The 15,479-nt window shown below is 51.5% G+C and carries 12 protein-coding genes; 11 read left to right on the top strand and 1 reads right to left on the bottom strand.

The window, feature by feature from the left end:
* Positions 1-43: 43 nt before the first annotated feature.
* The 7 genes from lepA to acpS are packed head-to-tail and all read left to right on the top strand — an operon-like array spanning position 44 to position 6,225.
* Complete coding sequence (lepA, locus tag G5S52_RS21465) at positions 44-1,840, top strand: translation elongation factor 4 (RefSeq protein ID WP_165018362.1); 1,797 nt, start codon at positions 44-46, stop codon at positions 1,838-1,840.
* Positions 1,841-1,871: 31 nt separating this feature from the next.
* Complete coding sequence (lepB, locus tag G5S52_RS21460; protein WP_046304280.1) at positions 1,872-2,771, top strand: signal peptidase I; 900 nt, start codon at positions 1,872-1,874, stop codon at positions 2,769-2,771.
* An 11-nt stretch (positions 2,772-2,782) separates the two neighbouring features.
* Complete coding sequence (gene rnc, locus G5S52_RS21455; protein ID WP_165018360.1) at positions 2,783-3,457, top strand: ribonuclease III; 675 nt, start codon at positions 2,783-2,785, stop codon at positions 3,455-3,457.
* The gene (gene era / locus G5S52_RS21450; RefSeq protein ID WP_165018358.1) at positions 3,454-4,368 is read left to right on the top strand and encodes a GTPase Era; all 915 of its coding nucleotides are present in this window, start codon (positions 3,454-3,456) and stop codon (positions 4,366-4,368) included. Before rnc ends, era begins: the two co-directional genes overlap by 4 nt.
* A 32-nt stretch (positions 4,369-4,400) precedes the next feature.
* Complete coding sequence (recO, locus tag G5S52_RS21445) at positions 4,401-5,114, top strand: DNA repair protein RecO (RefSeq protein ID WP_002537525.1); 714 nt, start codon at positions 4,401-4,403, stop codon at positions 5,112-5,114.
* Entirely contained in the window at positions 5,111-5,842 is a 732-nt protein-coding gene (gene pdxJ / locus G5S52_RS21440) for a pyridoxine 5'-phosphate synthase (RefSeq protein ID WP_046304279.1), read from the top strand. The genes recO and pdxJ overlap by 4 nt, the downstream gene beginning before the upstream one ends.
* Positions 5,842-6,225 (top strand): holo-ACP synthase, encoded by a 384-nt coding sequence (acpS, locus tag G5S52_RS21435; RefSeq protein ID WP_165018356.1) that lies wholly within the window; start codon positions 5,842-5,844, stop codon positions 6,223-6,225. Before pdxJ ends, acpS begins: the two co-directional genes overlap by 1 nt.
* Before the next feature lie 67 nt (positions 6,226-6,292).
* Here the strand turns inward: acpS and barA are convergent, their stop codons facing one another.
* Positions 6,293-9,037, bottom strand: a complete 2,745-nt coding sequence (gene barA, locus G5S52_RS21430; RefSeq protein WP_165018354.1) for a two-component sensor histidine kinase BarA — start codon at positions 9,035-9,037, stop codon at positions 6,293-6,295.
* 189 nt (positions 9,038-9,226) lie between these two features.
* Here barA and rlmD point away from each other — a divergent pair, with 189 nt between their 5' ends.
* The 4 genes from rlmD (at position 9,227) to pyrG (ending at position 15,470) form a co-directional block, all read left to right on the top strand.
* Positions 9,227-10,543, top strand: coding sequence for a 23S rRNA (uracil(1939)-C(5))-methyltransferase RlmD (rlmD, locus tag G5S52_RS21425; protein ID WP_165018353.1), 1,317 nt, complete (start codon positions 9,227-9,229; stop codon positions 10,541-10,543).
* 61 nt (positions 10,544-10,604) lie between these two features.
* A complete protein-coding gene (gene relA, locus G5S52_RS21420; RefSeq protein ID WP_165018351.1) occupies positions 10,605-12,815 on the top strand; it encodes a GTP diphosphokinase in 2,211 nt (736 codons plus the stop codon).
* Between the two features lie 61 nt (positions 12,816-12,876).
* Positions 12,877-13,695, top strand: coding sequence for a nucleoside triphosphate pyrophosphohydrolase (gene mazG / locus G5S52_RS21415; RefSeq protein ID WP_165018349.1), 819 nt, complete (start codon positions 12,877-12,879; stop codon positions 13,693-13,695).
* A gap of 140 nt (positions 13,696-13,835) precedes the next feature.
* Positions 13,836-15,470, top strand: a complete 1,635-nt coding sequence (gene pyrG, locus G5S52_RS21410; protein WP_165018347.1) for a CTP synthase — start codon at positions 13,836-13,838, stop codon at positions 15,468-15,470.
* Positions 15,471-15,479 lie beyond the last annotated feature (9 nt).

Genomic DNA, 15,479 nt, shown 5'->3' with positions numbered 1-15,479 from the left:
GTAAGATCCTCTTATTTTAACTAACGAGTTAGTCACACCATTTATGAAGCACATTCGTAACTTTTCGATTATTGCCCACATTGACCACGGTAAGTCGACTCTGTCAGACCGTCTTATTCAGGTCTGTGGCGGCCTAACTGACCGTGAAATGGCGGCGCAGGTTCTGGATTCTATGGATCTTGAACGCGAACGTGGTATCACCATCAAAGCACAAAGTGTGACGCTGAATTATGCAGCGCAGGATGGGGAAACCTATCAGCTGAACTTCATCGACACCCCGGGACACGTTGACTTCTCTTACGAAGTTTCTCGTTCTCTGGCGGCGTGTGAGGGTGCTTTGCTGGTGGTGGACGCGGGTCAGGGCGTAGAAGCTCAGACGTTGGCGAACTGCTACACCGCGATTGAAATGGATCTGGAAGTGGTTCCAATCCTGAACAAAATTGACCTGCCAGCGGCCGATCCTGACCGCGTAGCGGAAGAGATTGAAGACATCGTGGGTATCGATGCGACTGAAGCGACCCGCTGTTCAGCGAAAACGGGTCTCGGCGTAGATCTGGTTCTGGAAGATATCGTTAAGAATGTTCCGGCACCTGAAGGAGACCCAGAAGCGCCGCTGCAAGCGCTGATCATCGACTCATGGTTCGATAACTATCTGGGCGTTGTATCGCTGGTTCGCATTAAGAACGGCGAGCTGAAGAAAGGCGATAAGATCAAAGTCATGAGCACCGGTCAGGTGTGGGGCGTTGATCGCATTGGTATCTTCACACCAAAACAAACTGACACCCAAGGTCTGCGCACCGGCGAGGTGGGCTGGGTTGTTTGTGGCATTAAAGACATTCTGGGCGCGCCAGTGGGTGATACCCTGACCCACGCAAAACACGGTGCAGAAACACCGCTACCAGGCTTTAAGAAAGTGAAGCCTCAGGTTTATGCGGGTCTGTTCCCTGTTTCGTCTGACGACTACGAAAACTTCCGTGATGCACTGGGCAAACTGAGCCTGAACGATGCGTCACTGTTCTACGAGCCAGAAAACTCAGCAGCACTGGGCTTTGGTTTCCGTTGTGGTTTCCTTGGCATGCTGCACATGGAAATCATCCAGGAGCGTCTGGAGCGTGAATACAATCTGGATCTGATCACCACGGCACCAACCGTAGTGTACGAAGTGAAGAAGACCAACGGTGACACCCTGTACGTTGATAGCCCTGCGAAATTGCCAGCGGTTAACGATATCGAAGTGATGGGTGAGCCAATTGCACGCTGTAATATCCTGGTGCCTTCAGAGTACCTGGGTAACGTTATCACCTTGTGTGTAGAGAAGCGTGGCGTTCAAGTTGACATGGTTTACCACGGCAACCAAGTCGCCCTGACTTACGATATTCCAATGGCAGAAGTGGTTCTGGACTTCTTCGACCGTCTGAAATCGACGTCTCGCGGTTATGCTTCTCTGGATTACAACTTCCAGCGTTATGAAGCATCTAACATGGTGCGTGTTGACGTATTGCTGAACGGCGACAATGTGGATGCATTGGCTATCATCACTCACAAAGATCAGGCGCAATCCCGTGGCCGTGATCTGGTTGAGAAAATGAAAGATTTCATCCCTCGTCAGCAGTTCGACATCGCGATTCAGGCAGCAATCGGTAACCACATTATTGCGCGCTCGACCGTGAAACAGCTTCGTAAAAACGTCACCGCGAAGTGTTACGGTGGTGACGTAAGCCGTAAGAAGAAACTGCTGCAGAAGCAAAAAGAAGGTAAGAAACGTATGAAGCAGATCGGTAACGTCGAACTGCCTCAAGAAGCGTTCCTGGCGATTCTGCACGTAGGCAAAGATAAGTAATAAAAAGGGATTAAAGGTTTAGGGGAACACGATGGCTAATACTTTCTCGCTGATTCTGGTGCTTGTCACCCTGTTTACTGGGATTATCTGGGCACTGGATAAGTTCAAATGGGCGCCGCGACGCCAGCAAAAAGCGGCTGAAGCGCTCAATGTGGACGGTGGTGAGTTAAGTGAAGAGCAGGTTGCACAAGTTGCCCCTCAGCCAAGCTGGGTAGAAACCTCAGCTTCCGTGTTCCCTGTTATTGGCCTTGTTCTGGTGCTGCGTTCGTTTATTTACGAGCCGTTCCAGATCCCATCTGGTTCTATGATGCCGACACTGTTGGTGGGTGACTTTATCCTGGTGGAGAAGTTCGCTTACGGCCTGAAAGATCCCGTATTCCGCCATCAATTGGTCGAAACCGGGAAGCCAGAGCGCGGTGACGTGGTGGTGTTCAAGTACCCACCACAGCCAAACATCGACTTTATCAAGCGCGTGATTGGTGTGCCGGGTGACACGGTTCGCTACAGCGAAGACAAACGCCTGTGCATCCAGAAGAAAGGTGAATCGACCTGTGAATTGGTGCCCGTGGATGATGTTCACAAGAGTGAGTTCGTTCAGCGCGGCGCGAACCTGATTCAGGCGCAGGAAGAGTTGGGCGTTGAGCCTCACCAGATTCTGGTGAACCCATATATGCCGAATCAAGCAGGTCAGTATTACCCAACACCGGGTCTGGGTGAGTGGGTGGTGCCGGAAGGCGAATACTTCGTGATGGGTGACAACCGTGACAACAGTAAAGACAGCCGCTTCTGGGGCTTTGTACCTGAAGCTAATCTGGTAGGTAAAGCAGTCGGTATCTGGATCAGTTTTGAATTTGATGAACAAGGCGACAGTTTCCTGCCGTCTTGGGTACCTGTCGGGGTGCGTTTCAATCGCATCGGCGGCATTGATTAACTTGGAACGACATGACAACACCTATAAATAAATTACAGCGTCGCATCGGCTATGAATTTAGTGATGCGGCGCTTCTCAGTCTCGCCCTGACACACCGAAGCGCCAGTGGAAATCACAATGAGCGTTTGGAGTTTCTGGGCGATTCTATTTTGAGTTTCGTTGTTGCTGACGACCTCTACCATCGTTTCCCGAACGTTGATGAAGGTGATATGAGCCGCATGCGTGCAACCTTGGTTCGTGGTAACACGCTGGCTGAATTGGGCCGCGAGTTCGAACTGGGTGATGTGCTGCAACTGGGGCCGGGTGAGCTGAAAAGTGGTGGTTTCCGCCGTGACTCTATCCTGGCAGACGCCGTTGAGGCAATCATCGGCGCTATCTACCTCGACAGCGATCTGGAAACGGTACGTGGAATTATATTGAGCTGGTACAAACAACGTCTGGAAACTATCCAGCCGGGCGCGAACCAGAAAGATCCGAAAACACGTTTGCAGGAATTCCTGCAAGGGCGTCGTAAGCCGCTGCCTGCCTATAATGTGACTAAGGTACAAGGCGAAGCGCATAACCAGCAATTTACGGTGGAATGTGAAGTAGCAGGTCTGGATCGACCTGTCGTAGGTAAAGGCAGCAGTCGTCGCAAGGCTGAGCAAGCGGCTGCAGAACTGGCATTGCAAAAGCTGGACTCATGACAGACACGCACGAAACGCACCACTGTGGCTTTATTGCCATCGTTGGCCGCCCGAATGTGGGCAAATCGACACTTCTCAACCGCTTGGTTGGGCAGAAGCTGTCTATTACCTCGCGTAAACCACAAACCACCCGACACCGCATCATGGGTGTCGATACCCGTGATGGTTATCAGGCGGTATATGTGGATACACCGGGACTGCACATTGAAGAAAAACGCACCATTAACCGTTTGATGAACCGTGCGGCTTCAAGCTCCCTGACTGACGTTGAACTGGTACTGTTCCTGGTGGACGGCACGCAGTGGACGCAAGATGATGAGATGGTACTGAACAAGCTCAAGAAAGCTGAGCTGCCAACCGTACTGCTGATCAACAAAGTCGATAATGTGAAGGAAAAAGGCGAGTTGTTCCCGCACCTTCAGGAAGTCAGTGAGAAAATGGACTTCATCGACGTAGTTCCTGTTTCAGCGAAACACGGCACCAACATTGATGTGGTCGAGAAGCTGGTTCGTAACCACCTGCCGGAAGGCGAGTGGTACTTCCCGGAAGAGTACGTCACAGACCGTTCTCAGCGCTTTATGGCGTCTGAAATCATCCGTGAAAAGCTGATGCGTTTCACCGGTGATGAACTGCCATACTCAGTCACCGTTGAAATCGAGCGCTTTGATTACAACCCAGAAACGGATGGCTTTGAAATCAATGGCCTGATCCTGGTTGAGCGTAACGGTCAGAAGCGTATGGTGATCGGCAAGGGTGGCGACAAAATCAAAACCATCGGCCGTGAAGCCCGTCTCGATATGGAAGACCTTTTCGAGCGCAAGGTCTACCTTGAGCTTTGGGTAAAAGTGAAATCCGGTTGGGCTGATGACGAGCGCGCACTGCGCAGCCTCGGTTACATCGACGACCTTTAACAGCGTCATTGGCTGAGACATTCAGGAGCAATATGGAAGGCTTGCAGCGCTGCTTTGTTCTGCACTCACGACCCTACAGTGAGACCAGCCTGATTCTGGATGTTTTCAGCGAAAATCACGGGCGCGTCAGTTTGATGGCAAAAGGCGCCCGTGGTAAACGCTCTCCCTTAAAAGGGGCGCTCCAGCCTTTTACTCCTCTCTTGATGAAATGGTCCGGCCGCGGCGAAATGCATACCTTGCGTCATGCTGAAGCCATGGGGCTTGCGATCCCGCTTTCAGGCAATGCCCTGTTTTCAGGCTTTTATCTCAATGAGATCTTAAGCCGGGTTGTAGAACCTGAAACCGCGTACCATCAACTCTTCTTTGATTACGTCAATGCGCTGACTGATCTGGCTCAGCACAGTAATCCTGAGCCAGCGCTACGACGCTTCGAACTCGCTTTACTGGACTCGCTCGGATACGGGGTCGATTTCCTGCATTGTGCGGGTAGCGGTGAGCCAGTCGATGCATCGATGACGTATATCTTCCGGGAGCAGCAAGGTTTTGTCGCCTCGCTGATGAAAAGCAATAACCTCACTTTTACGGGCAGCGACTTAGAAGCGCTGGCAACAAGACAATTCTCAACGGCAGAACAGCTAAAAGCGGCGAAGCGCTTTACACGCTTGGCCCTCAAGCCTTATCTTGGCTCCAAACCGCTCAAAAGCCGTGAGCTTTTTATGTTAAGAACAAGGAAATTAACGCAATGAGTACCATTTATCTGGGCGTCAATATTGACCACGTCGCGACCGTTCGTAATGCACGTGGCACCCAATACCCTGATCCTGTCCACGCTGCAGATATTGCAGAGCGTGCGGGCGCGGATGGTATTACCGTTCACTTGCGTGAAGACCGTCGCCACATTAAAGACCGCGACGTTCATATTCTGAAAGACACCATCCAGACCCGCATGAACCTGGAAATGGCAGTGACTGATGAGATGGTCAACATCGCGCTGGAAGTAAAGCCGGCTTACGTGTGTCTGGTCCCTGAGAAACGCGAAGAGCTGACCACTGAAGGCGGTTTAGATGTGGCAGGCCAGCTTGAGAAAGTGAAAGCTGCAACGGAAACGCTGACTGCAGCGGGCATTAAAGTGTCGCTATTCATCGATGCAGACCGTGCGCAAATCGACGCAGCAAAAGCCTGTGGAGCCCCTTTTATTGAGCTGCACACAGGCCACTATGCAGAGGCGACGACCGAAGAAGACATGCAGGCAGAGCTGAAGAAAATCGCAGCGGGTGCGAGCTATGCAGACGATCTGGGTATCAAGGTGAACGCTGGTCACGGCCTGACGTACCACAACGTGAAGCCTATTGCAGCAATTCCAGAGATTTATGAGCTGAACATCGGTCACGCGATTGTTGGCCGCGCAGTCTTTGAAGGCCTGCCAAAAGCAGTTGCAGACATGAAAGCGCTGATGCTGGAAGCACGTCGCTAATGGCTGTGGTTGGCCTTGGCACTGACATCGTAGAAATTGAGCGTCTTGAGAAAATCATTGCGCGCACTGGAGATGCATTTGCTAAACGTGTGCTGACAGAAAACGAGTTGGAAACCTATTCCAGCTCCAACTTCCCGGCCCGCTTTCTTGCCAAGCGTTTCGCAGTGAAAGAAGCCGCTTCAAAAGCGCTGGGGACGGGGATAGCTTGTGGTGTGACTTTCCATGACTTTGAAGTAACGAACGATGAGCTTGGAAAGCCTGTGGTGGATTTCTCTGGTGTAGCGCGAAAGCTTGCCGATGAGCGTGGGGTGAAGAATATTTTCCTCACCATCGCTGATGAGAAACGCTATGCCGTGGCGACGGTGCTGTTAGAGACCAACTAGCTTTTTCGCCAATGCTGACCACACAAACAAAAACGCCCGCGGATGCGGGCGTTTTGCTATTTACGATTTAATTGCTGATACCCAGATAATGAGGCGATTGCTCCCGAATGTTCTGAATTTCATCTAACAATTCAAAAAGCTCTGGCTCGATGTCTTCGACCGTTGCGCCTTTTTTAAGCTGGGTTTCCAGTTCATGACAAAGGTTTTTGAGCCTTGGTACACCGCTGTAGGCGCAGCTGCCATGGAGTTTGTGGATCACCGCGCTCAAGTCGACCTTGTTGTCTTTCAGCGCCAGATTGACTTTCTCTTCGACCTCATCAAAAGAACGCACCAGCATCTGCAGCATTTCTCTGGCGAGATCCTCTTTGCCTGCCGCTTGCTTCATTGCCAATGACCAGTCAATGCTGAGGGTGTCGCCCAACTTATTTGGCGTGATCAGTGGCGAATTGGGTTGAACTTCACCGCTATGCGGATGCGTCCAGTGGTGCAGTACCTGCTCGAGAATATGTTCTTCAATCGGCTTGGTCAGGTAGTCGTCCATCCCTTCGTTGAGCAAGCGTTCGCGCTCGCCTGTCATGGCATGGGCTGTCACGGCCACCACAGGCGTGTGTTGATTGAGCGGTGTTTTGCGTATTTCCTGACAAGCCGTTACACCGTCCATTTCTGGCATTTGGATATCCATCAGGATGAGGTCGAAATGTTGCTTCTGTGCACAGTCGAGAGCCGCTTTACCATCTGATGCAGTAAACACATTGGTTACGCGCTCTTTCAACAAGGCGGTGATGAGCTTGAGGTTGGCTGGGTTGTCATCCACTGCCATCACCGTCAGCGGTGCTTTGTCAGTGTGGACTTCAACCGCGGGTGGCAGCAGAGCAAGGGACTGCTGCTCTCCCTGAAGTTGCTCGATGAGTTTTCGCACAGACAGCGGCTTGGCAAGGCAAGCCGCCACACCGGAAGCGAGCAGGGCTTCTGAAAGCGCAAGCTCTGTCGTCGGCAAACAGAAAATGACGCGCTCACTGAAGGCTTCTGCGCGTTTAGCCTGTGCAATCAGCGCATCACTTTTCGGTACGTCGACAGCATCAACACAAATCAGTACAGAGGAAACCCGCTCAGACGTTTCAGGCAACTCAGCGAAATCGCTCAATGCGATGTCGAAATGCGCCAGACGTTCACGCATCATCAAACGGCTTTCATGGTCAGGTTCAATCAGCATCAGTGATTGCCCTTGCAGAGCTTCGGTATCGATAGGGTGCACCAGCGGCAGATCAGTTTGGATCAAAGACATGGTGAACCAGAAGGTTGACCCCTGATGCAGACGGCTGGAAAAACCAATATCGCCGCCCATTTGCTGCACCAGCTTCTGGGTGATCACCAGGCCAAGGCCGGTACCACCATATCGACGGCTGATGCTGGCATCTGCCTGCCGGAAAGCCTGAAACAGCTGCGATTGCTGACGCTCAGAGATACCGATACCGGTATCACGGATAACAAACTGAAGCTCAAGGCGTTCATCGCGCTGCTGCTTGAGCTCTACACTGACGCTGATATGACCGCGCTCAGTAAACTTAGTGGCGTTACCAATCAGGTTAGTGAGCACTTGCTGGATGCGAAGCGGGTCGCCAATCACGCCGGCAGGAATGCGAGGGTCGATGCGAAGATTGAGCTCCAGGCCTTTTTCGTGTGCCATTGGCGCGAGCAGACGCATGACTTCATCCAGCGAGTCTTCAAAATCAAACGGGATGTTTTCCAGCAGCAGTTTACCGGCTTCCAGTTTCGAGAAATCCAGAATGTCATTGATGATGGTCAGCAGATTGTTGGCTGACTTTTCAATGGTCTGCAGATAATCCTGTTGGCTGCTGGAAAGCTGGGTTTTCAGCATCTGACGGGTAAAGCCAATGACACCATTCAGCGGAGTTCTAAGCTCATGCGACATGTTGGCGAGGAATTCCGATTTCACCCGCGCCGCTTCCTGTGCGTTTTTCTTGGCGATATCGAGCTCAACGTTCTGGATTTCTAACTGCTCCAGAGTTTCGCGCAAATCGGAGGTCGCCTGATCGATACTTTGCTGCATCTCAAGGTGATATTCCGACAATGAAATCGCCATCGCGTTGATCCCGTTTTTCAGGGTATCTAACTCGCCGAGTAATTTGCCTTCAATCCGAACATCGAGATGCCCGCGACGGATTCTGTCGATCATGCTTATCATCTGCTTGATCGGCATTTCGACATCAAGCAGCAGGCGATAGGCAAAGAAGCAAGAAAGGATCAGGCCGAGAATCAACACCACGCCAGCGGAGATGACTTCTTGATATTGCTTGAGCTTCACCGTGGAAAGATCCATTTCCATGGTGATGTAGCCGATAGGTTGTTCCTGTACCAGCGCATTGTTAAAGCCAGCAATCGCGCGGATGGGCGCGCGAAGCAGAAGCGCATCTTTCAGGTGAATGACTTCCAGACGCTCTGGCAAGGGTTGCCCGCGGGGCACTGCCAGCAAGTCGAGGTTGCGGTGATAGTTGGAGGTGACAAACAGATCGTTCTGGCTGGAGAACACTGCAATGCTGCGGATGTATTCGCTGTGCTGACGGTGCGTGTGACCAATCAGTCGCCGCACATTTTCCCGGCTTTCATTGGCAAGGCCGATTTCACTGGCAATCGCCAAGGGTTCGATAATCGCCTGCCCGGCTACTGCGAGTTGCTGCTCCAGTTCCTGATAGCGGTTTTTAATGAAATAGGCGCTCAGCAATATGCCGATGATTAGCGTCGGGGCAAGGGTTAGGGTGATTACTCTGGCGCGAAGTCCGTATTTGGTCATGCTGTCTATTCTGTGGGAGAATTGCCGCCAATTTTGCGGCGTACCTAAAGACCATTCTAAACGGTGGTGCGCTGCTACATCAAAGCTGATGGCGAGAATTCAGCAGGTTATCACAACTGAATGGTCGCCAATATTCGAATCTATGCGCAGACTGCACCTCAGTTTGCTGCGAAAGCTGGAACATAAGTCATGGCGCGTTTTTTTAAGCCACAGAAGAAAAAGACCCTTGATACCAAACACAAGGCAATGACCATCGCCCGTCTCGACCATCAAGGTGATGGTGTGGCGTTTGACGGGAAAAAGCCCGTGTTTGTTGCTGGCGCATTGCCGGGCGAGGAAGTGCTGCTGCAACTGACAGAAGATAAACGCCAATTTGCCCGTGCCCGCCTTATCAAAGTCACCAAACCGAGTGGTGAGCGCATCAAGCCATTTTGCCAGCACTACGGTACTTGCGGCGGCTGTAATCTCCAGCACCTGGGCCATGATGCTCAGATTAATGCCAAGCAGGAAACGCTGTCCCAGTTGATGAAGAAATTTGCGTCAGCGGAGCTTGAGCAAGACGCGCCGGTGATGTCTAAAGAAAAGGGTTACCGACGCCGCGCACGTCTGAGTGTCAAAGTGAGCAAAAGTGGTGAGCTTGAAATGGGTTTCCGTCAACGCAGCGCCAATGACATTGTGACCGTCACAGACTGTCCGGTGCTTGATGCTGAGTTGAATGCGCTATTGCCGGATGTTTATACCTTGCTGGATGGTCTTCGTGGCCGTCGTATTATTGGTCATATTGAGCTGGTGGCTTCCAATCAAGGTCGAGTACTTCTGGTTCGTGCTACCAAGCCGCTGCACGAAGACGATCAGGCAACGCTGAAAGGCTTCGCAGAACAACACGGTTTGATTTATTACTTGCAGCAAGCCGATGATGCCGTGCAGCGCGTCCTAGGTGAGCAGCCCAATTACGCACTTGGCGATCTGACGCTTGCCTTTGAGCCGCAGGACTTTATTCAGGTCAACGCGGATATCAATGAAAAGATGATTTCGCAGGCGCTGGATTGGCTGTCATTAACAGAAGATGATGCGGTGCTTGATCTTTTCTGTGGTCTGGGCAATTTCAGTTTACCGCTGGCTGCGAAGGTAAAAGCCGTTGTCGGCATTGAAGGCGTGGAAGAGATGGTGCAGCGCGCGTCAGACAATGCGATGCGTAATCAGCAAGGCAATGCGCGTTTCTATCATGCCAACCTGGAGCTGGATGCGGCTGAAACCGTCTGGGGACGTGAAAGCTACAACAAAATTTTGCTCGATCCGGCGCGTGCTGGTGCTTTAGGGGTTATGCCTTATGTGGCACAATCTGGAGCTGAGCAGGTAGTGTATGTTTCCTGCAATCCGGCAACCTTGGCACGTGACAGTCAGGTGCTTTTGGATAACGGGTATCAATTGGTTAGGTTGGGCATGTTGGACATGTTCCCACATACAGGGCACTTGGAGTCGATGGCGCTGTTTGTCAAAGATTGAGTCGCCCAGCGGGCAAGCATGATGGTTGCCCGTTTAAGGATAAGAAAAACAGGATAGTGAAATGGTCGCAATTCGTGGCGCGCACCTAAACGACAATAAAGAATTTGTGCTTGAACGCTGGGTGGAAGGTCTTGCCCAGGAGGCTGCCGTATCTCAGGCTTTAACCAAAGCCTATCACCATTGCCAGACACTGGGCGATGAGCAAACGCTCGCGCAGCCTCTCTGGTGTGGTCGAGAGATGATTGAAATCCTTGTCACCTTGAGTATGGACAAGGAAACCTTGCTGGCCGCGTTGCTTTTCCCCATGGTGGAATATGGCGTGCTCAGCAATGAATTGCTCAAAGAGCATTACGGAAACAATATCGCCAAGCTGGTGGAAGGGGTTCAGGAAATGGCGGCGATTCGCCATCTGAACGCCAACAATGAAGAAGCGACCGCTGCGCAAGTGGACAATGTGCGCCGTATGTTGCTCTCCATGGTGGATGATTTCCGTTGTGTGGTCATCAAACTGGCAGAGCGCATTACCTACCTGCGTGAAGTGAAAAACGAGTCTGATGAAGTGCGTCAGGCGGTTGCGAAAGAGTGTGCAAACATCTACGCCCCGCTTGCTAACCGCTTAGGTATCGGCCAGCTCAAGTGGGAAATTGAAGATTACGCGTTCCGTTATCAGCACTCGCTGACCTACAAGCAAATCGCCAAACAGCTGGCAGAACGCCGAATTGACCGTGAGCAGTACATCGACACCTTTGTGTCTGATCTGCAAAGCGCGATGGAAAACTCCAACATCAACGCGCAGGTCTATGGTCGACCAAAACACATCTACAGCATCTGGCGTAAGATGCAGAAAAAAGGCTTGGAATTTGATGAGCTGTTTGATGTGCGTGCTGTGCGCATCATCGCTGATCAGCTCCAGGACTGTTATGCCGCACTGGGTGCCGTTCACACCAAATACCGCCATCTGCCGAAAGAGTTCGATGACTACGTGGCGAACCCGAAGCCAAATGGTTACCAATCGATTCACACTGTCGTATTGGGGCCGGAAGGCAAAACGGTAGAAATCCAAATCCGTACCAAGCAGATGCACGACGATGCAGAGCTTGGCGTCGCAGCGCACTGGAAATATAAAGAAGGTTCTTCAGCTGGTCGCAGTGGCTACGATGAGAAGATCACTTGGCTGCGTAAACTGCTGGCTTGGCAAGAAGAGATGTCTGATTCCGGCGAAATGCTGGATGAACTTCGTAGTCAGGTATTCGATGACCGCGTCTATGCCTTTACACCAAAAGGTGATGTGGTTGACCTGCCAATCGGCGCGACACCTCTGGATTTTGCTTACCACATCCACTCTGAAGTGGGTCACCGTTGTATCGGGGCCAAAGTGGAAGGGCGTATCGTGCCGTTCACCTATCACCTCAACATGGGCGATCAGGTCGAAATCATTACCCAGAAAGAGCCTAACCCTTCCCGTGACTGGCTGAACCCAAGCCTTGGCTTTGTGACGTCAGGCCGCGCACGCGCCAAGATTAACGCGTGGTTCCGTAAGCAAGCGCGAGAGAAGAACGTCGAGGCAGGTAAAGAAATTCTCGATGCTGAACTCGCCAAGATTGGTGCGGCGAGTAAAGATGCCACACTCGCCATGAAGCGCTTCAATGTTAACAGTCTTGATGAAGTTTACGCGGGCGTTGGTAGCGGTGATTTGCGCATCAACCAAGTGGTGAATTACATCAACTCTGTGGTCAACAAACTGACCAAAGAACAGGAAGATGAGCAGCTTCGCGCCAAGCTGGAGCAAGCAGAAACGCAGACCACAACCAAGCGACCACGCCGAGATGCTGTTGTCGTTGAAGGCGTGGACAACCTGATGACTCACCTTGCACGATGCTGTCAGCCAATTCCGGGTGACGAAATCGAAGGCTACGTAACGCAAGGCCGCGGTATTTCAGTGCACCGTGCAGACTGTGAGCAATTGGCTGAACTTCGCCATCATGCACCGGAGCGTCTTATCGAGACGGTGTGGGGCGGCGGTTATATCGGCAACTATCAAATCACAGTGCGTGTGTCTGCATCTGAGCGAAGTGGTTTGATTAAAGATCTCACCAATGTCTTGCTGAACGAAAAAGCGAAAGTTTCTGGTATGCAAAGCCGGGTCGACTATAAGCAGCAAATGTCCATCATGGACTTTGATTTAGAGCTGAGTGACCTTGAAGTGCTGAGCCGGGTGATCTCACGCTTGGAGCAAGTCAAAGACGTGCATGAAGCCAAACGGCTTCGCTAACAATATTCAATTTCTATAAGGGGAAAGCGCTGCTTTCCCTTTTCTTTTGGGCGGGTAACAGATGAAAAAAATGTCGCGAATGCAAGAATTGCTGGAAATTATGGCTACCCTCAGGGACCCGCAAAACGGCTGTGATTGGGACAAGAAGCAAACCTTCGATTCCATAATCCCTTACACCATCGAAGAAACTTTTGAAGCAGTGGATGCGATTGAACGCCAGGAATGGGCAGATGTTCGCGATGAACTGGGCGATCTGCTGTTTCAGATTGTGTTCTATAGTCAACTCGGAAAAGAGCAGGGCCTGTTTGAATTTGAAGACATTGCCGGTGCCATGTGCGACAAGCTGGTGCGTCGCCATCCTCATGTTTTTGGTGAAAAGGATGCCGATGGCAACCCGCTGGAGAAAGCAGACTGGGAAGGCATAAAAGCGCAGGAACGTGCCGCCAAAGCCAAACCGGATGCAGAGCTCAGTATTTTGGATGATGTACCAACCTCACTCCCGGCATTGGGCCGTGCAGCGAAATTGCAGAAGCGTTGCGCGCGTTTCGGCTTTGATTGGGACTCCGTAGGCCCTGTCGCCGAAAAAGTGCAGGAAGAGCTTGAAGAGGTAATGGAAGAAGCCTTGATGGTAGATGTCGACCAAGAACGAGTCGATGAAGAAGTCGGCGATTTACTTTTTGCCGCCGTCAATCTTGCCCGCCACCTTGGCACGAATCCGGAAATGGCACTTCGAAAAGCGAACCTAAAATTCGAAAGTCGTTTTCGCAAAATTGAAATGAAATTACGCGATAATGGTAAAAACTTGCAGGAAAGTGAGCCAGATGAGCTTGAAAATCTGTGGCAAGAAGTAAAGCGTGATGAGGGCAACAAATCGACGTAAATCACTCAATTGATTTACGACAAAAAAAAACGGCATTCTGTGTGATAGTTTTCACGTTGTGGGAAGTTTCGGGCTCTGGTAACATGTCGTCCCGTCCAGATTTCCAATAATTTCCCCTAAATCCAACTCTCAGGTTTAGCATGACAACGAATTACATTTTTGTTACGGGCGGGGTGGTTTCCTCCCTAGGTAAGGGTATTGCAGCAGCGTCATTGGCGGCAATTCTAGAAGCACGTGGTCTTAAAGTGACCATGATGAAGCTTGACCCTTACATCAACGTGGACCCGGGCACCATGAGCCCAACCCAGCACGGTGAAGTATTCGTTACGGAAGACGGCGCAGAGACTGACCTGGATTTGGGTCACTATGAGCGCTTCATCCGCACCAAGATGACCAAGCGCAACAACTTTACGTCGGGTCGTGTATACGCTGACGTGCTGCGTAAAGAGCGCCGAGGCGACTACCTGGGTGCGACCATTCAGGTTATTCCACACATCACCAACTCTATTAAAGAGCGTGTGCTTGCCGGTGGTGAAGGTCACGACGTTGCTATCGTTGAAGTCGGTGGCACCGTAGGTGATATCGAATCGCTGCCGTTCCTTGAAGCTATCCGTCAATTGGCGGTAGAACTGGGTCGCGAGCGTGCGATGTTCATGCACCTGACTTTGGTTCCTTACCTGGCAGCAGCCGGTGAAGTGAAAACCAAACCAACTCAACACTCAGTGAAAGAACTGCTGTCTATCGGTATTCAGCCAGACATTCTGGTTTGCCGTAGTGATCGCGTGATTCCTGCGAACGAGCGCTCGAAGATTGCGCTGTTCTGTAACGTTCAGGAAAAAGCAGTCATTTCTATGAAGGACGTAGATTCCATCTACAAGATCCCTTCACTGATCCGTTCTCAAGGTCTTGATGACCTGATCTGTACCCGTTTCGGCATCACAGCGCCAGAAGCTGACCTGTCTGAGTGGGAACAGGTGATTTATGAAGAAGCGAACCCAACCGGTGAAGTAACCATCGGTATGGTGGGCAAGTACATCGAACTGCCAGATGCCTACAAGTCTGTTAACGAAGCCCTGAAGCACGGTGGCCTGAAAAACAGACTGACTGTGAACATCAAGTATGTTGATTCACAAGACGTGGAAACCCGTGGTGACGAAGTGCTGCAAGGTCTGGACGCGATTCTTGTTCCAGGTGGCTTCGGTGACCGTGGTGTAGAAGGCAAGATTCTGGCAGCGAAATACGCTCGCGAAAACAAAGTTCCTTACCTTGGCATCTGTCTGGGCATGCAGGTTGCGCTGATCGAATACGCGCGCAACGTTGCAGGCATGGAAGGCGCGAACTCTACCGAATTCGACAAGGGCAGCAAGTTCCCTGTTGTTGGCCTGATCACCGAGTGGGTAGATGGCGAAGGTAAAGTTGAAGAGCGTACTGAAAAATCAGACTTGGGCGGCACCATGCGTCTTGGCGCGCAGCTGTGTCACCTGAAAGAAGGTACTAAAGCACGTGAGCTGTACGGCAACGCGACGATTCACGAGCGTCACCGTCACCGTTATGAAGTGAACAACGTGCTGCGTCCGCAGATTGAAGAAGCGGGTCTGGTTGTATCTGGCCTGTCTGCGGATAAAAAGCTGGTTGAAATCATCGAAAACCCTGCGCACCCATGGTTTGTGGCGTGCCAGTTCCACCCTGAATTTACCTCTACTCCACGCGACGGCCACCCTCTGTTTGCAGGCTTCGTGGCAGCGGCAGGTAAAAATCAGCGTGGTGAGCTGTAACTGAAAAAA

Source organism: Grimontia sedimenti (genome assembly GCF_011045095.1).
GTDB lineage: Bacteria > Pseudomonadota > Gammaproteobacteria > Enterobacterales > Vibrionaceae > Enterovibrio > Enterovibrio sedimenti.
Note: the sequence above shows the minus strand (reverse complement) of the source record. Positions and strands in the feature narration are given on the sequence as shown.